This is a genomic window from Halomonas sp. MCCC 1A11062, assembly GCF_021404355.1.
Lineage (GTDB): Bacteria > Pseudomonadota > Gammaproteobacteria > Pseudomonadales > Halomonadaceae > Halomonas > Halomonas aerodenitrificans.
Genome location: NZ_JABFTW010000014.1, coordinates 40,189 through 56,216, shown reverse-complemented (window position 1 = coordinate 56,216; position 16,028 = coordinate 40,189). Strand labels below are relative to the sequence as shown.

Here is a 16,028-nt window from a genome sequence, read left to right as displayed (position 1 = left end):
GGTAACTGGAAGGCCCCGCTCAGGCGGGGCCTTCTTGTATCATGGCGGTAGTATCCGCCGGGAGAGTCACAATGCAGTTCGTCGACGAAGCCTCGATCATCGTGGAAGCGGGCAGGGGCGGTAATGGCTGCCTGAGCTTCCGCCGCGAGAAATACGTGCCCAAGGGTGGTCCCGATGGCGGCGACGGCGGGCATGGCGGCAGCGTCTACCTGGTGGGCGACGATGCCCTCAACACGCTGATCGACTTCAGGTTCCAGCGCTTCTATCAGGCCGAGAGCGGTCGCCCCGGCCAGGGGCGCCAGATGAGCGGCCGCGCCGGTAGCGACCTGGTGGTCAAGGTGCCGGTAGGCACCACGGTGATCGACGAAGACACCCTCGAGGTGATTGCCGACATCACCGAACTCGGACAGCAGGTGCTGGTAGCCCAGGGCGGTCGCCGTGGGCTCGGCAACATTCACTTCAAGTCGTCGACCAACCGGGCGCCGCGCAAGACCACGCCCGGCACCGACGGCGAGCGGCGCAACCTGCGCCTGGAGATGAAGGTGATGGCCGACGTCGGCCTGCTGGGCATGCCCAATGCCGGCAAGTCGACCCTGATCCGCTCGGTGTCCGCGGCCAAGCCCAAGGTGGCCGACTACCCCTTCACCACCTTGGTGCCCAACCTCGGTGTGGTGAAGCTAGGCATGCACGAGCACTTCGTGATGGCCGACGTGCCGGGGCTGATCGAGGGGGCGTCGGACGGCGCCGGGCTGGGGCTGCGCTTCCTCAAGCACCTGACGCGCACCCGCCTGCTCTTTCACGTGGTCGACGTGGCGCCCTTCGACGAATCCGATCCGGTCGAGGTGGCCCGGGCCATCGCCCACGAGCTCGAGCAGTTCTCGCCGACCCTGGCCGAGCGCCCGCGCTGGCTGGTGCTCAACAAGCTCGACCTCGTGCCTGAAGAGGAGCGCGAAGCGCGAGTAGCCGCCATCGTCGAGGGGCTGGGCTGGACGGGCCCCGTGTTCCGCATCTCGGCCATTAGCGGCGAGGGCACCGATGCCCTGGTGCAGGCAGCCCATCGTTGGCTCACCGACCAGCGCCGACTGGAGCACGAGGACGAGGAGGTCGCCGAGCACGAGCGCGAGATGCGCGAGCGCATGGAGGCCGAGGCGGTGGCGCGCACCGAAGCGAGGCTGGGTCGCCGGCGCAAGCGTCGCGATCAGGACGACGATGACGATGACTTCGACGATGATGATTACGATGTCGAGGTCGAATACGCCCCCTAGGTGGAACACTGGCTGCGCTCGGCCATACGTCGTTAAACCTTGGCTCAAGATGCTCATTTGCAACAGCAAACTCCGCTCTTTCGCCAAGGTTTGCCTAGTCTGGCCATCGCTCGCGCAGTGTCTCAAGGTTGGGGAATCGCAGCAGCCTTGTTGGAGAGTGAACAGGTGAGCAACGAGCGGGTTCCGGGTCGCGATGCGCTGCGTGGCGCTCGCCGGGTAGTGGTGAAGATTGGCAGTGCGCTGTTGACCAACGATGGGCGTGGGCTCGACGAGGCGGCCATTGGCGGCTGGGTGGACCAGATCGCCGCGCTGCATCGTCAGGGGCTCGAAGTGGTGTTGGTGTCGTCGGGCGCGGTGGCGGCCGGCATGGTGCGGCTGGGCTGGCAGGCCCGACCTTCGGCGGTGCACGAGCTGCAGGCCGCCGCCGCGGTGGGCCAGAACGGCCTGACCCAGTGCTACGAGCACCATTTTGCCCGCCATGGGTTGCTCACTGCCCAGGTGCTGCTGACCCATGACGATCTCTCCAACCGCAAGCGCTACCTCAATGCGCGCTCGGCGCTGCGCACCCTGGTCGACCTGCGCGTAATCCCGGTGATCAACGAGAACGACACCGTTGTCACCGACGAGATCCGTTTCGGCGACAACGACACCCTGGGTGCGCTGGTGGCCAACCTGCTCGAGGCCGAGGCGCTGGTGATCCTCACCGACCAGGAGGGACTGTTCGACGCCGACCCGCGCCACAATCCTGCGGCTACCTTGATCAGCGAAGGGCGTGCCGACGACCCGGTGCTGGCCGCCATGGCCGGCGGCGGCGGTGCGCTCGGCCGCGGCGGCATGACCACCAAGATTCAGGCAGCCCGGCTGGCAGCCCGCTCCGGTGCCGTCACGGTGATTGCCAGCGGGCGTCAGCCCGAGGTGTTGACCCGGCTGGCCGCCGGTGAATCGCTGGGCACCCTGCTGCGTCCTGAAGAGGCCCCCATGGCGGCTCGCAAGCGCTGGCTGGCCGGCCAGCTGCAGGTGCGTGGCAGCCTCACGCTGGATGCCGGTGCGGTGAAGGTGCTGCGCGGCAGCGGCTCGAGCCTGCTGGCGGTGGGGGTCAAGGCGCTGTCGGGCGACTTCGTGCGTGGCGACATGGTGCTGTGTGTCGATGAGCAGGGACAGCGCATCGCCAAGGGACTGGTGAACTACGGCGCCGACGAGGCGCGTCGAATTCTCGGCCAGCCTAGCCATCAGATCGAGGCGATCCTCGGTTACATGGAGGCGCCGGAGCTGATCCACCGCGACAACCTGGTGGTGCTTTGAGGCAGTGTTTGCGCGGCCTGTAGCATGACGCCGTGCACCTGTGGTAGTATGCGCCATCCTCTCAGACACGGCCCGTCGACAACCTTCGCGTTGGCGAGATGGCCAGGCCGGCAGGAAAGCGAAATTTCCAAGCCGGACAAATCGTTATCGATGCCGCCCCAGACCGGGCGGCGTCAAAGTTTTCCAGGAGATAGTCAGTGGCAAACAGCAAGCAAGCCCGCAAGCGTGCCCGTCAGGCGGAAGGCCGTCGTGTTCTGAAGGCGAGCCAGCGCGCCATGGTGCGTACCTATGTGAAGCGCGTCATCAAGGCCATCAACGGCGGCGACCACGCCACCGCCATGACCGAGTTCCAGAAGGCGCAGCCGATCATCGACCGCATCGCCGACAAGGACGTGCTCTCCAAGAAGAAGGCTGCACGCCTGAAGAGCCGCCTGAACAAGCGAATTAAGGCGCTGGCTGCGTAAAGCCGGTCGCCTGGAGACGTCGCGAACCCGGCCCTTGGGCCACGTTCGCAACGCTCGTGAAAAACCGGCTGCGGCCGGTTTTTTTGTGTCTGCATGCCAGCCAAGGCTTGATGGTCGAGGATGGGAGCGGTGACGGAACCCGAGAAGTTGCCCGATTCAGCGAAGTCGAGCGTGCCCCTGGTGGCCGATGACGACCGTGCCGTGGCGCCCAAGGCCGGCGGGCTGATGCGTTCCGGCCTGGTAGTGGGTGTCATGACCATGGTGTCGCGGGTCATGGGGCTGGTGCGTGACGTGGTGGTGGCGACCCTGTTCGGTGCCGGTAACGGTGCCGACGCCTTCTTCGTGGCGTTCAAGATTCCCAACTTCATGCGCCGCCTGTTCGCCGAAGGGGCCTTCAACCAGGCCTTCGTGCCGGTGCTCTCCGAGTACGCCACTCGCGGCAGCAAGCGCGAAGTGCGCGAGCTGCTCGACGCCGTGGCCGGCAGCCTCACCGCGGTGCTGGCGCTGATCACCGCCCTGGCCATGCTCGCCGCACCCTGGCTGGTGTGGGTCTTTGCCCCGGGCTTCGGTCGCGACCCGGCCAAGCTGGCGCTCACCGCCGACATGCTGCGGCTGACCTTTCCCTATCTGCTGCTGGTCTCGCTCACTGCCTTTGCCGGCAGCGTGCTCAACACCTGGAACCGCTTCGCCGTGCCGGCCTTCACGCCGGTGCTGCTCAACCTCTCGTTGATCGGTGCCGCCGTGCTGCTCACGCCCTTGATGAGCGAGCCGGCCATGGCACTGGCCTGGGGCGTGCTGATTGCCGGCTTTGCCCAGCTCGCTTTCCAGGTGCCGTTTTTGGCGCGCCTGGGGCTGATGCCGCGACCCTGGCCCAACTTCGCCCACAGTGGCGTGAAGCGCATCCTGATATTGATGGCGCCGGCGCTGTTCGGTGTCTCGGTGTCGCAGATCAACCTGCTGCTGGATACCGTGCTGGCCTCGCTGCTCACTCCGGGCAGCGTGTCGTGGCTCTACTACTCCGACCGCCTGGTGGAGCTGCCGCTGGGGGTGTTCGGCATCGCCATCGGTACGGTGATTCTGCCGGCGCTCTCCAAGCGACACGCCGAGCAATCGGGCGAGCACTTCGCCGCCATGCTCGACTGGGCGGTGCGTGCCGTTCTGCTGCTGGGTCTGCCGGCGGCGCTGGCCCTGGCGATCCTTGCCGAGCCGCTGCTGATCTCGCTGTTTCACTACGGTGCCATGACCGAGCACGACATCGTCATGGCGGCCATGAGTCTGCGCGCCTACGCCTTCGGCTTGGTCGCCTTCATGCTGATCAAGGTGCTGGCACCGGGCTTCTTCGCCCGCCAGAACACCAAGACGCCGGTCAAGGTCGGCATCATCGCCATGGTCGCCAACATGGTCTTCAACCTGATCCTGATCTGGCCGCTGGCCCACGCCGGCCTGGCCCTGGCCACGGCGCTGTCGGCCTTCCTCAACGCCGGCCTGCTGGGCTGGCTGCTGCACAAGCAGGGTGTGCTGGTGTTCCAGTCGGGCTGGGGGCGCTATGCCGTGCAACTGGTGGGCGGCTGCGTGGTGATGAGTGTGGGCCTGGCCTGGCTGGCGCCGGAGTGGCAGCAGTGGCTCGAGTGGGGCGTTGCGACGCGGGTACAGTGGCTGGCCTTGTTGGTAGTGGTCGGTGCGGCGATCTACTTCGCCTGGCTGGCGGCGCTGGGGGTCAGGCCGCGACATTTTCGGATGAAAGGATAGTAGGTAGCAGGCTAAGGCCTGCCTCCGGGACAGCCCGCTCGTTCGATATCGTGATATTGGGTAGCCGGCTGTCAAGGGAACTGGGGTTCGCTATAATCTTCCCCTTTGTACGTTTTTCAACCAGAAGGCTTAGTGAAGACTGAATGGAAGTCATTCGAGGACTGCACAATCTGCGCGAGGAGCATCGCGGCTGCGTGGCCACCATCGGCAATTTCGATGGCGTACACCGCGGCCACCAGGCGATTCTCGACCAGTGCCGCGAGCAGGCCTCGAAGCTGCGCCTGCCGGTCACGGTGGTGGTGTTCGAGCCCCAGCCGCGAGAGTTCTTCGCCGGTGATCAGGCGCCGCCGCGGCTGACCCGCCTGCGCGAGAAGGTGCGCCTGCTGGGCGAGAGCGGGGTCGATTACGTGCTCTGCCTGCCGTTCAACGAGCGCCTGCGCAGCCTCACCGCGGTGGAATTCATCGACCGCGTGCTGGTCGAAGGGTTGGGAGTACGCCACCTGGTGGTGGGTGACGACTTCCGCTTCGGCTGCGACCGCAGCGGCGATTTCAGCCTGCTGGCGGAAGAGGGGGAGCGGCGCGGGCGTGAAGGCTACGGCGTCGAGCACACCCGCACCTTCGCTCTGGACGACGAGCGTGTCTCCAGTACCCGGGTGCGCACCCTGCTGGCCAGCGGCAACTTCGCCCAGGCGGCACGTATGCTGGGCCGGCCCTATCGGCTCGGCGGCCGCGTGGTCGCCGACAAGCAGTTGGGGCGTACCATCGGCGTGCCCACGGCCAACCTGCCGCTGCCGCGACTGCCCCTGGCGCTGCGTGGCGTCTACGCAGTGGTGACCGAACTGCCCGACGGGCGCCGCTGCCCCGGCGTGGCCAATATCGGCTGGCGTCCCACGGTGGGCAGTGACCGGCCGGTGCTGGAGGTGCACCTGTTCGACTTCGACGGCGATCTCTACGGACAGCGGCTCACGGTGTTTCCCTGCGCCAGGCTGCGCGGCGAGGTGAAGTTTAATGACTTCGCTGCTCTCAGGCAGCAGATCGCCGCCGACCAGGCGCGCGCCCGGCGCTATTTTGCCGATGAGTGCCAGTTTACCGATGAGTGCCAGGGGGCCAGGGAGCTTGGCCTGACAGACGACTCACTTCCATTGGCTTCGGCGCCGCTGGCGCGCGAGACCGTTAATTTCGAATCCTCGGCGGGACGTTCCGCCGACCACGACGACGGCTGACTCCCAGGATATGAGCGACTACAAGCACACACTGAACCTGCCCGAAACCGACTTCCCCATGCGCGGCAACCTGCCTCAGCGCGAGCCCGGTCGGGTGTCGCAGTGGCAGGACATGAAGCTCTACCAGCGCCTGCGTGAAGAGCGTCGCGGCCGCGAGGCCTTCGTGCTGCACGACGGCCCTCCCTACGCCAACGGCAGCATCCACATCGGTCACGCCGTCAACAAGATCCTCAAGGACATCATCGTCAAGTCGAAGAATCTGGCCGGCTTCGACGCCCCTTACGTGCCCGGTTGGGACTGCCACGGTCTGCCCATCGAGCACAAGGTGGAGACCACCCACGGCAAGCACCTCGAGCCCGAGCAGGCGCGGGCCCTGTGCCGCGAGTATGCCGCCTCGCAGATCCAGACCCAGCTCGCCGACTTCGTGCGTCTGGGCGTGATCGGCGACTGGGACCACCCCTACCGCACCATGGACTACGCCAACGAGGCCGGCGAGATCCGTGCTCTGGCCGATATGGTCGAAGCCGGCTATGTGTTCAAGGGCCTCAAGCCGGTCAACTGGTGCTTCGACTGTGGCTCGGCCCTGGCCGAGGCCGAGGTGGAGTACCAGGACAAGAAGTCCGATGCCATCGACGTGGCCTTCCCGGCCGCCGACGAGGCCAAGCTGGCTGCCGCCTTCGGTCTGGCGTCGCTGCCCAAGCCCGCCGCCATCGTGATCTGGACCACCACGCCCTGGACCGTGCCGGCCAACCAGGCGCTCAACGTGCATCCCGAGTTCACCTACGCTCTGGTCGATACCGGCGAACGCCTGCTGGTGCTGGCCGAGGAGCTGGTCGAGAGCTGCCTGGAGCGCTACGAGCTCCAGGGCGAAGTGATCGCTACCGCCAAGGGCCAGGCGCTCGACCTGATCGAATTCCGCCACCCGTTCTACGATCGTCTCTCGCCGGTCTATCTGGCCGACTACGTCGAGTCCGAGGTGGGCAGCACCGGTATCGTCCACTCAGCACCGGCTTACGGCGTCGACGACTTCGTCACCTGTCGTGCCCATGGCATGGCGTTCGAGGAGATCAAGAGCCCGGTACAGGGCAACGGCGTCTATGCCGACGACCTGCCGTTCTTCGGCGGCCAGCTGATCTGGAAGGCCAATCCGCAGATCGTCGACAAGCTGCGTGAGGTCGGCGCCCTGCTGGCGCACAAGGTCATCACCCACAGCTACATGCACTGCTGGCGCCACAAGACCCCGGTGATCTATCGCGCCACGGCGCAGTGGTTCGTGGGCATGGACCTCCAAGGGAAAGATGGGCGCACCCTGCGCGAGCGGGCGCTGGAGGGCATCGAGGCGACCCAGTTCACCCCGGCCTGGGGCCAGGCGCGGCTGCACGCCATGATCGCCAACCGTCCCGACTGGTGCATCTCGCGCCAGCGCAACTGGGGCGTGCCGATCCCGTTCTTCCTGCACAAGGCCACCGGCGAGCTGCACCCGCGCACCGTCGAGCTGATGGAAGAGGCCGCCAAGCGCGTCGAGCGCGAGGGCATCGACGCCTGGTTCCGTCTCGACCCGGTCGAGCTGCTGGGCGACGAGGCGGCACAGTACGAGAAAGTCACCGACACTCTCGACGTGTGGTTCGACTCCGGCACCACCCACCGCCACGTGCTGCGCGGCTCGCATCCCCACGGCCATGAGGCCGGCCCCCGCGCCGACCTCTACCTGGAGGGCTCCGACCAGCACCGCGGCTGGTTCCACTCCTCGCTGCTGACCGGCTGCGCCATCGACGGCCACCCGCCGTACCGCGGCCTGCTGACTCATGGCTTCACCGTGGACGCCCAGGGCCGCAAGATGTCCAAGTCGATGGGCAACGTGGTGGCGCCGCAGGAGGTGATGGACAAGCTGGGCGCCGATATCCTGCGCCTGTGGGTCGCCTCCACCGACTATTCGGGCGAGATGGCGGTCTCCGACGAGATCCTCAAGCGCACCGCCGACGTCTACCGGCGCATCCGCAACACCGCGCGCTTCCTGCTGGCCAACCTCAACGGCTTCGATCCGGCCCGCGACAGTGTGGCCTTCGGCGACATGCTGGCACTGGACCAGTGGGTGGTGGACCGTGCCGCCCAGCTCCAGGCGCGCATCGAGAAGGCCTATGAGGAGTATCGCTTCCTCGACGTCTACCAGCAGGTTCATACCTTCTGTTCGCGGGAGCTAGGTGGCTTCTACCTCGACGTGATCAAGGACCGCCAGTACACCACCCAGGCCGACTCACTGGCCCGGCGCAGCTGTCAGACCGCGCTTTACCACGTGGTCCAGGCGTTGTCGCGCTGGGTGGCGCCGATTCTCAGCTTCACCGCCGAGGAGATCTACGAGAACATCCCCGGCGCCAAGGGCGACAGCGTGCTGCTGGAGACCTACTACGACGGCCTCTCCACGCTGGCGCCGGATGCCGAGATGGGGCGCGAATTCTGGGAGCAGGTGCTCGAGGTCAAGCAGGCAGTCAACAAGTGCCTGGAGGATGCGCGTAACGCCAAGGTGATCAAGGGCAGTCTGGCCGCCGAGGTGACCCTGTTCGTCGACGAGACGCTCGGCTCGACCCTGGCCAAGCTGGGCGAGGAGCTGCGCTTCGTGATGCTCACCAGCGAAGTGCGGCTGGCGCCGCTGGCCGAGGGCCAGAATGTGGAAGATGCCGAGGCCACCGAACTGGCGGGCCTGAAGGTGGCGGTGGCCGCCAGCCCGCACCAGAAGTGCGAGCGCTGCTGGCACCATCGCGAGGACGTGGGCAGCCACGTCGAGTACGCAGACCTGTGCGGCCGCTGTATCAGCAATTTACCGGAGGGGCCGGGTGAGACTCGCCACTATGCGTAACAAGCAGGATGACAGCGGCACTTCGGTGCCGCCGATGAGCAAGCCGCTGCGCTGGCTGTGGCTGGCCGCCGCCGTGGTCGTGCTGGACCTCGGCACCAAGGCACTGATGTCCAGCGTGCTGAGCTACGGCCAGCCGGTGGAGGTGCTGCCGTTCTTCAACCTCACGCTGCTGCACAACACCGGGGCGGCGTTCAGCTTCCTGGCCGGCCATCCCGGCTGGCAGCGCTGGTTCTTCGCCATCATCGCGGTGGGCGCCACGGTGGGCCTGACGATCTGGATGAGCCGGCTCAAGGCCGACGAGAAGCTGCTCGGCGCCTCGCTGGCGCTGATCATCGGCGGTGCCCTGGGCAACCTCTACGATCGCCTGGTGCACGGCTACGTGGTCGATTTTCTCTCCTTCCACGTGGCCGGCTGGTACTACCCGGCCTTCAACGTGGCGGACATCGGCATCACCCTTGGGGCCATCGGCCTGATCTGGGAATCCGTCTTCGAGGGCCGCAAGCAGGCCCGGCGGCGCGGCTGAGCCCAACTGCTATGCTGCTTGGCAAGCCCCGACCAAACGTGCATGAGCGAACGCGTACGACCGACTGAGCGAGAGCAACGATGAGCGAATTTCGCATCGACGAGGGCATGGAAGTGACGCTGCACTTCACCCTCAAGCTGGAGGACGGCACCGTGGTCGACTCCACCCGTGACAAGCAGCCGGCCACCTTCCAGGTGGGCGACGGCAACCTGCCGCCAGGGTTCGAACGCCCGCTGAAAGGATTGGTAGGGGGCGAGAGCGGCAGCTTCGAGATTGCTCCCGAGCATGGTTTCGGTCAGCGCAATCCGCAGAACGTGCAGATGCTCAGCCGCGACGACTTCGAGGAGATCGAGCCCGAGGTGGGCACGGTGATGTCGTTTGCCGACCCCGCCGGCGGTGAACTGCCCGGCGTGATCATCGCTGCCGACGAGCGCAACGTGGAAGTGGACTTCAACCATCCGCTGGCCGGACGTACCCTGACCTTCGAGGTCGAAGTGTTGGATGTCAGGCCCGCGCAGACACACTGAGTTTGTTAACGACGAGACTCAGCGCTTTCTACGTTTTATCTGTTTCTACCGATGCTCCGACGCATCAAGGCGACGTAACCATGCAAGCTAATCCCGTGCGAATCCGACTGGCCAATCCCCGCGGCTTCTGTGCCGGTGTCGATCGCGCCATCGAGATCGTCAACCGCGCACTGGACGTGTTCGGCCCGCCGATCTATGTGCGCCACGAGGTGGTGCACAACCGCTTCGTGGTCGACACTCTGCGCGAACGCGGCGCCGTCTTCGTCGAGGAGCTCGACGAGGTGCCCGACGACGTCATCGTGATCTTCTCCGCCCACGGCGTTTCCCGGGCGGTGCAGGAGGATGCCGAGCGGCGCGGTCTCAAGGTGTTCGACGCCACCTGCCCGCTGGTCACCAAGGTGCACATGGAGGTGCTGCGCTACGCCAAGCGGGGCCAGGAGTGCATTCTGATCGGTCATGCCGGGCATCCCGAAGTCGAAGGCACCATGGGGCGCTACGATACCGCCCACGGCGGTGCCATCTACCTGGTCGAGGACGAGGAAGACGTCGCGCGCCTCGAGGTGAAGGACCCCGCGCGGCTCGCCTTCGTCACCCAGACCACGCTCTCCATGGACGACACCGCGCGGGTGATCGACGCCCTGCGCGCCAAGTTTCCCGAGATTCAGGGGCCGCGCAAGGACGACATCTGCTACGCCACCCAGAACCGTCAGGATGCGGTGCGCGAGCTTGCCGCCGGCTGCGAGCTGCTGCTGGTGGTGGGCAGCCCCAACAGCTCCAACTCAAACCGCCTGCGCGAGCTGGCCGAGCGGGTCGGCACGCCGGCCTATTTGATCGACGACGCCAGCCAGATCGACCCGGCCTGGCTGCAGGGCGTCAACGCCATCGGTATCACCGCCGGGGCCAGCGCGCCGGAAGTGCTGGTCAAGGGCGTGATCGAGCGGCTGCAGGGGATGGGGGCACAAGCGCCGGAAGAGCTCGCCGGCCGTGAGGAAACCATCACTTTCTCGATGCCGCGGGAGCTGCGTGAGCGCGTGATCGCCAGCGATTCGCTATCCTGAGCAGGCGCGAAGCAAGGATCTCATTCCCGACGCATGAGCTGACTCATGCTTTACGAGACGACCAAGCCGGGCCTGCCCCGGCTTTTTTCATGACGCTCCTAGCAGGCGGCGTTGTCATGATACATACTGAAACCAAGTGTAACCGAACGCGGAGGAGCGCCGAGTGACCCGCTACGCCAGCCACGCTCGACGACATCCCCGGCACGCCCCGGTCAGCGCGCAGGGCGGCTTCACCCTGATCGAGCTGATGATTGCGGTGGCCGTGATCGCCATCCTGGCGTCGATTGCGGTGCCTAGTTACCGGGGCTATGTGGAGCGCGCAACGCGCACGGATGCCCATGCCGGGTTGATGGAGGCGGCAGGGCAGCTGGAACGCTGCTACACGGTCAACAACTCCTACGCCAATTGCAACGTCATCACGAACTCCCCCGACGGAAATTACGGCATCAGCCTGGCGAGTACGGCCTCGACCTATACCCTCACGGCAGCGCTTAACAGTGGCCGCGGCCCCGATGGCTGCACCGGCGCCTTGACCCTGAACCACCAAGGGGTGAGAAGCCCTGCAGGCTGCTGGTGAATGCCATGAAGAACTCCGGCTTCACATTGATCGAACTGCTGGTGACGATTGCGGTGATGGCAATCATTGCGACGATTGCGGTGCCGGGCTTCCAGGGCATGATGGCCAGAAATCAGCTGGCGGGTGACTACAACGTGATTCTGACCGGTCTCAATCAGGCCCGCAGCGAGGCCATCAAGCGCAGGGAAGAGGTAACCTTTCGTGTGACCCAGACGAGTCCCTGGGAGTACCGGATCACGACCGCTGACAACAGTGACCTCGCAATCCGCTCCGCGCGGGGCGGACAGGTCAGTCTCACGAGCACGAACATTACCTTCAACGCCCTGGGACGACGTGCGAACTGCACGTCGGGCTGCGACATCACGATAAACCACTCCGGCGCCGGCAGCCTGGATCTGCAGGTCAGCACCGCCGGCCGCATCGGTAAGCCGACGAGTTGAGGAGCGCCATGCAACGCCATGCTCAATCGGGTTTCACTCTGCTGGAGGCACTGATTGCCGTTCTGGTGCTCTCCATCGGCCTGCTGGGCGTGGCAGCCATGCAGCTCAGGGCGTTGCAGAGTGCCCATATGGGCTATCAGCGTGCGGTGGTGAGTCTGGCCGCCATCGACGCCCAGGAAAGGGCATGGGCAGGGCTGGCAAGCAACGGCGCCTGTCCGGCAGCCGGCGACATCCAGGGGGGTTGGTTGGGGCAATGGTTCGGTACGGGAAGGGTGTTGACCAATGACGCGAGCAATGTCGGCTCCGGCGCTTCCGATTGTGAATACATCGTATCCATCTCCTGGCAGGAAGATCGCTACTCGGATGGCGAGAGTGGTGATGCCTTCGTTTACCAGTTCCGGCTGCCAGAGCTATGAGAGATCCTTGCCCCATGCTTCGGCCAGCCGCTCCCACAAATGCATCGAGCCAGGCAGGTTTCACCCTGGTCGAGCTGATGGTGGCGCTGGTGATCGGTCTGATCATCATCCTGGGAGCCGGGCAGCTGTTTCTCATGGGTTTCCAGACCTTTCGCCAGATCGAGCTACTGAGCAACAAGCAGGCAGCGCTGACCTTTGCCACGGAAACGCTGATTCGTGATATCCGCAGAGCGGATGACATTCTTTATGACCCAAACAGCAACGAACTGACGATCTGGTTTCCTAACAACGGCGATATGGCAAGCTGTAGTGGAACGGTGGTTCGCGTCTACCGCCTCAGTCAGGCGGCAATCAGTGCCAACGAAGGCTGGTCTCTCAATATGGGGCAGGAGTGCGAGAGCGCCCCGTCCAATGCTGCATTCGAGCCGTTGGTGACCGCCTTCAACGAAGACGGCTTCTTTGCCGAAGAGATCGATGATGGCGTCTGGGAGATCAGCTTCCAACTGATGGCGGGGCGGAATGGCGAGACGGATTCGTTCACGTTCAACGCCGTCAATCGAAACCAGGCCATAGAATAAAAAATGCCTGCACGGGCGCGGGGGAAGTATGAAAAAGCAACGAGGTGCAGCACTGGTGGTGGTTCTCTCGCTGCTGGCGATGTCGCTCATGCTGGGAATTTCCGGCATGCAGTCGTCGCAGATCGATGAGCGCCTTGCTGGTAACTATCGGTCAAGCTCTCTGGCGATGATGGCTGCGGAGTATGGTGCATCAACGGCTTTGCAAAGTGAGAATCGTTTCAGCGCGCCAGTTTGCGGCGTTGAGTCAGTGGTAACTGCCACGCTAAGTGCTCATGTCCAATACCAATATACAATATGTCAAATGGGGTCTGGTAATCTTTTTCGCCTTGTAAGTGATGGTTATACGCTGGCTGGTCAAGATATCATTTCAGAAAGAAATGTTGAAGTTTTTTACCATAAGTTGGGCGGCTTGCTAAGCTTGTCACCGATTACTTTGCCAGGGCATATAAATTCTTTCGATTCACCTAATTCAAATTCCTTTGGAGTAGAAGGGGAAACGGTTTTAGGTGTCACCAGCCCTGCCATTTCCACAGCAGGTTACAAAGGTTTTATAGAAGATAATATTAGCAAGAATAGAATATCTAATTACAAAGGTGGTATATCTGATGAGATTGGAGTGGATCTTCTTAAAGACGCTAATGAATTTCATCGGTTTATGAGTGCTTTGTGGGGGGTGGCCGTTAAAGAGAGTCGAGTTTTTTCTCCTGGCGATACAATAGACTTTGGAGCTAAGACCGGAGAGGTTGAGGATGCCAGGTTAACTTTCGTTAATGGAGATTTTACATCTTCTGGAAACTTCTCTGGAAGCGGTGTTCTTGTTGTTAACGGTGATGTTGATTTTTCGGGCACTCCTTCCTTTGATGGGATTATTATTGTGTTGGGGGACTATAAGGTTAGTGGTGGTGGGGGAGGTCAAGGGGAGTTTAATGGTTCGATATTGATCTCTCCTTATTCAAAAGTAAACTCCTCTAATGGAGAGGTGTTTTACGATAATATAAGCAATGTTAATGGGGCATTTGAAGTCGGTGAGGGGGAGTATTCTTTTTCTCAACCAGGTGCTAATATTTCTTTTTCTGGTGGCGGCAATGCGCTCTATAACTACGATTTTAGGTCAATTGATAATGCTTGTTTGGTGATGGGGGGCGCTTGCGATTTTTTCAATGAAGCTCAGGGAGTTGTTTCTGAGATTAAAGTTCTCTCGTGGGGCGGTGGTTTTTAACTATGCCAAAGGGGGATGTCGATTGATATTGTGAAGGTTTCGAGTGTGGTTTTATGCGGGACTGGTTAATTTGTCGATATGCTGAATTCCATCTACCCTGACAAGGGCTAGGTGTCGGGTCCCGTGTGATTGACTACCCGTTTGGAAAATAATTCAGGCCGCTTGGCCTGCCATTCTTTCATCGCCGCGATCGGGGATTGATGGTGCAGCGCCTTCTGCGGAATATGGTGATTGTACAGCCAACAGTAGCGTTTTAGCGTCTGCTCCAGATCTTCGCCTGAGACATAGCGCCGAGTCGCCAGCACGTCGCTGATACGGCCATTGAAGCGCTCTACCATGCCATTCGTTTGCGGCCTCCCCGGCTTGATCAAACGATGCTCAATACCATGGGCCTGGCACTCCTGATCGAACGGGTGGCGACCGCTGGGTTTGCGCTCACCCGCCCGCGTGAAGCGATCAGTGAAGGATTTGCCATTGTCGGTCAGCACTGTCTGGACCTTGAAAGGTGCTTTCTCCTTCACCCGCTTCATGAACGCCCGCGCATCCTTCGCGGACTGGCTGGACCTGACCTCCAGGTAGACCCAGCGCGTGGCACGGTCGATGGCGACGTACAGGTAGCGTTTCTGCTTCTCGTCGGGCATCTGAGGCAGGTGCTTGATGTCGATATGCACGTAGCCCGGCTCGTAGTCCTTGAAGGGCTTATGCCGGGGCTTCTCGTCACCGCCGGCGTCCTGTCGAGCCAGTTCTGCCAGTGTCGGCACCTCGCGCCGCTTGAGCATGCGGTGCAGGCCGGAGCGTGACAAGCTGGGGTTCAGGAATTCACGCGCCACAACGAGGAGGTCATCCAGGCCGAGGCGAAGGAATTCACGAGCCGCAATCAGCACTTCCTCCTGATCGGGAGTGAGCGTGGCCAACAGGTTGTGACGAGTATGCGGTCGGTCATAGACGTCGTCACGGTAACGCCAGCGCCGGATGGTCGCGGTGGCAACGCCATACTGGCGGGCCAGCTCGCTATCCGTGATGCTGGAGGGAGCCGCCTGGATCTCCGCTCGGATCTTCGGTGTCGTGGTGGCTTGTTTATGAAGCTTGATGTCCATGAACCTGCTCCCGGATGAATTGCTGAAGAAGCCCTCTGGCCGCTAGCAGAGGATAACTCCTAAGACTCATTTGATCATCCGGGACCCTACAGCTAGGAAAGTTGACAGTCCGGAAGCCAGGATAGGCACCCGGAGGCTATGTCCGATGTCCTTGCCAGGGAGGCATGCATGCACCAGCAGCACGGTGCCGCGCTCATCATCGTTCTGTCGCTACTCTCCATTACCTTGATGCTGGGCCTGTCGGGCTACCAGTCCGCTCTCGTGAACGAGCGCCTTGCCGGCAACCATCGTGCTGCCAGTCTGGCTCAAATGGGCGCCGAGGAGGCCGTTTCCTACGCCTGGGGCGAGGGCGGCGAACACCTCACTGCGGGCGATTTCGTCACCATCGCCGCTCTGGAAGCATTGACGGCCCAGGGCTGGGCGTCGTTCTATCCCGGCAGCCGCGCCGGGCCTTGCCGCGGCAACCTGCGCTGCCCCTTTCGCTACGTGCGAGTCGGCGGTCAGTATTACATCGTCGCCATGGGGGCAATACGTGAGGGTGACCACACCGTGGCCAGCAGCATGCCCGTGGTGGCGCGAGTGGAGTTCAGAGAAATTCCCGCCCCGGCTTTTACCCGCGGGCTGCTAAGTGCCGGTGATATTACAGTCACTGGCACTTCCACCTTGACGCCTGCCCAAAGGGAGGACGGCAGCATCGACCCTAGGCTTTGTCCGAAAAGTCGAATGTGCTAATTTT

16 protein-coding genes are annotated in these 16,028 nt (G+C 63.1%); 15 read left to right on the top strand and 1 reads right to left on the bottom strand.

The window, feature by feature from the left end; genetic code table 11:
- Positions 1–71: 71 nt before the first annotated feature.
- The 14 genes from cgtA (at position 72) to HOP58_RS15080 (ending at position 14,195) form a co-directional block, all read left to right on the top strand.
- Complete coding sequence (cgtA, locus tag HOP58_RS15145; protein WP_234260795.1) at positions 72–1,265, top strand: Obg family GTPase CgtA; 1,194 nt, start codon at positions 72–74, stop codon at positions 1,263–1,265.
- A gap of 165 nt (positions 1,266–1,430) precedes the next feature.
- Entirely contained in the window at positions 1,431–2,567 is a 1,137-nt protein-coding gene (proB, locus tag HOP58_RS15140) for a glutamate 5-kinase (protein ID WP_026037877.1), read from the top strand.
- 197 nt (positions 2,568–2,764) lie between these two features.
- Complete coding sequence (gene rpsT / locus HOP58_RS15135; RefSeq protein WP_010626521.1) at positions 2,765–3,031, top strand: 30S ribosomal protein S20; 267 nt, start codon at positions 2,765–2,767, stop codon at positions 3,029–3,031.
- Positions 3,032–3,256: 225 nt separating this feature from the next.
- A complete protein-coding gene (murJ, locus tag HOP58_RS15130; RefSeq protein ID WP_141638511.1) occupies positions 3,257–4,780 on the top strand; it encodes a murein biosynthesis integral membrane protein MurJ in 1,524 nt (507 codons plus the stop codon).
- A gap of 143 nt (positions 4,781–4,923) precedes the next feature.
- Positions 4,924–6,003: a bifunctional riboflavin kinase/FAD synthetase gene (ribF, locus tag HOP58_RS15125; RefSeq protein ID WP_234260794.1), complete on the top strand. Its 1,080-nt coding sequence runs from the start codon at positions 4,924–4,926 to the stop codon at positions 6,001–6,003.
- A gap of 10 nt (positions 6,004–6,013) precedes the next feature.
- On the top strand, positions 6,014–8,857 hold the full coding sequence (gene ileS, locus HOP58_RS15120; protein ID WP_234260793.1) for an isoleucine--tRNA ligase: 2,844 nt from the start codon (positions 6,014–6,016) through the stop codon (positions 8,855–8,857).
- On the top strand, positions 8,850–9,380 hold the full coding sequence (lspA, locus tag HOP58_RS15115; protein ID WP_103969090.1) for a signal peptidase II: 531 nt from the start codon (positions 8,850–8,852) through the stop codon (positions 9,378–9,380). The genes ileS and lspA overlap by 8 nt, the downstream gene beginning before the upstream one ends.
- 80 nt (positions 9,381–9,460) lie before the next feature.
- Entirely contained in the window at positions 9,461–9,907 is a 447-nt protein-coding gene (fkpB, locus tag HOP58_RS15110; RefSeq protein WP_086508028.1) for an FKBP-type peptidyl-prolyl cis-trans isomerase, read from the top strand.
- A gap of 80 nt (positions 9,908–9,987) precedes the next feature.
- On the top strand, positions 9,988–10,965 hold the full coding sequence (gene ispH, locus HOP58_RS15105) for a 4-hydroxy-3-methylbut-2-enyl diphosphate reductase (RefSeq protein ID WP_103969089.1): 978 nt from the start codon (positions 9,988–9,990) through the stop codon (positions 10,963–10,965).
- 163 nt (positions 10,966–11,128) lie between these two features.
- A complete protein-coding gene (locus tag HOP58_RS15100) occupies positions 11,129–11,542 on the top strand; it encodes a type IV pilin protein (protein WP_010626528.1) in 414 nt (137 codons plus the stop codon).
- 5 nt (positions 11,543–11,547) lie between these two features.
- A complete protein-coding gene (locus tag HOP58_RS15095) occupies positions 11,548–11,982 on the top strand; it encodes a GspH/FimT family pseudopilin (RefSeq protein ID WP_234260792.1) in 435 nt (144 codons plus the stop codon).
- An 8-nt stretch (positions 11,983–11,990) separates the two neighbouring features.
- Complete coding sequence (pilV, locus tag HOP58_RS23170) at positions 11,991–12,398, top strand: type IV pilus modification protein PilV (protein WP_276574766.1); 408 nt, start codon at positions 11,991–11,993, stop codon at positions 12,396–12,398.
- A gap of 14 nt (positions 12,399–12,412) precedes the next feature.
- Positions 12,413–12,976: a prepilin-type N-terminal cleavage/methylation domain-containing protein gene (locus HOP58_RS15085; RefSeq protein ID WP_234260791.1), complete on the top strand. Its 564-nt coding sequence runs from the start codon at positions 12,413–12,415 to the stop codon at positions 12,974–12,976.
- Between the two features lie 28 nt (positions 12,977–13,004).
- Complete coding sequence (locus HOP58_RS15080; protein WP_234260790.1) at positions 13,005–14,195, top strand: PilX N-terminal domain-containing pilus assembly protein; 1,191 nt, start codon at positions 13,005–13,007, stop codon at positions 14,193–14,195.
- Between the two features lie 107 nt (positions 14,196–14,302).
- Here HOP58_RS15080 and HOP58_RS15075 read toward each other — a convergent pair whose 3' ends face one another.
- Positions 14,303–15,292: an IS481 family transposase gene (locus HOP58_RS15075; RefSeq protein WP_234260789.1), complete on the bottom strand. Its 990-nt coding sequence runs from the start codon at positions 15,290–15,292 to the stop codon at positions 14,303–14,305.
- A gap of 168 nt (positions 15,293–15,460) precedes the next feature.
- Between HOP58_RS15075 and HOP58_RS15070 the strand changes: the two genes are divergently transcribed.
- A complete protein-coding gene (locus HOP58_RS15070) occupies positions 15,461–16,024 on the top strand; it encodes a PilX N-terminal domain-containing pilus assembly protein (protein ID WP_234260788.1) in 564 nt (187 codons plus the stop codon).
- Positions 16,025–16,028: the final 4 nt, after the last annotated feature.

Excerpts from the sequence above, each read along its gene's own strand:
- murJ (WP_141638511.1), top strand. The coding sequence starts at position 3,257 with ATGCGTTCCGGCCTGGTAGTGGGTGTCATGACCATGGTGTCGCGGGTC.
- pilV (WP_276574766.1), top strand. The coding sequence starts at position 11,991 with ATGCAACGCCATGCTCAATCGGGTTTCACTCTGCTGGAGGCACTGATT.
- fkpB (WP_086508028.1), top strand. The coding sequence starts at position 9,461 with ATGAGCGAATTTCGCATCGACGAGGGCATGGAAGTGACGCTGCACTTC.
- ileS (WP_234260793.1), top strand. The coding sequence starts at position 6,014 with ATGAGCGACTACAAGCACACACTGAACCTGCCCGAAACCGACTTCCCC.
- HOP58_RS15080 (WP_234260790.1), top strand. The coding sequence starts at position 13,005 with ATGAAAAAGCAACGAGGTGCAGCACTGGTGGTGGTTCTCTCGCTGCTG.
- lspA (WP_103969090.1), top strand. The coding sequence starts at position 8,850 with ATGCGTAACAAGCAGGATGACAGCGGCACTTCGGTGCCGCCGATGAGC.
- cgtA (WP_234260795.1), top strand. The coding sequence starts at position 72 with ATGCAGTTCGTCGACGAAGCCTCGATCATCGTGGAAGCGGGCAGGGGC.
- HOP58_RS15085 (WP_234260791.1), top strand. The coding sequence starts at position 12,413 with ATGCTTCGGCCAGCCGCTCCCACAAATGCATCGAGCCAGGCAGGTTTC.
- HOP58_RS15095 (WP_234260792.1), top strand. The coding sequence starts at position 11,548 with ATGAAGAACTCCGGCTTCACATTGATCGAACTGCTGGTGACGATTGCG.
- ispH (WP_103969089.1), top strand. The coding sequence starts at position 9,988 with ATGCAAGCTAATCCCGTGCGAATCCGACTGGCCAATCCCCGCGGCTTC.
- HOP58_RS15070 (WP_234260788.1), top strand. The coding sequence starts at position 15,461 with ATGCACCAGCAGCACGGTGCCGCGCTCATCATCGTTCTGTCGCTACTC.
- ribF (WP_234260794.1), top strand. The coding sequence starts at position 4,924 with ATGGAAGTCATTCGAGGACTGCACAATCTGCGCGAGGAGCATCGCGGC.
- HOP58_RS15075 (WP_234260789.1), bottom strand. The coding sequence starts at position 15,292 with ATGGACATCAAGCTTCATAAACAAGCCACCACGACACCGAAGATCCGA.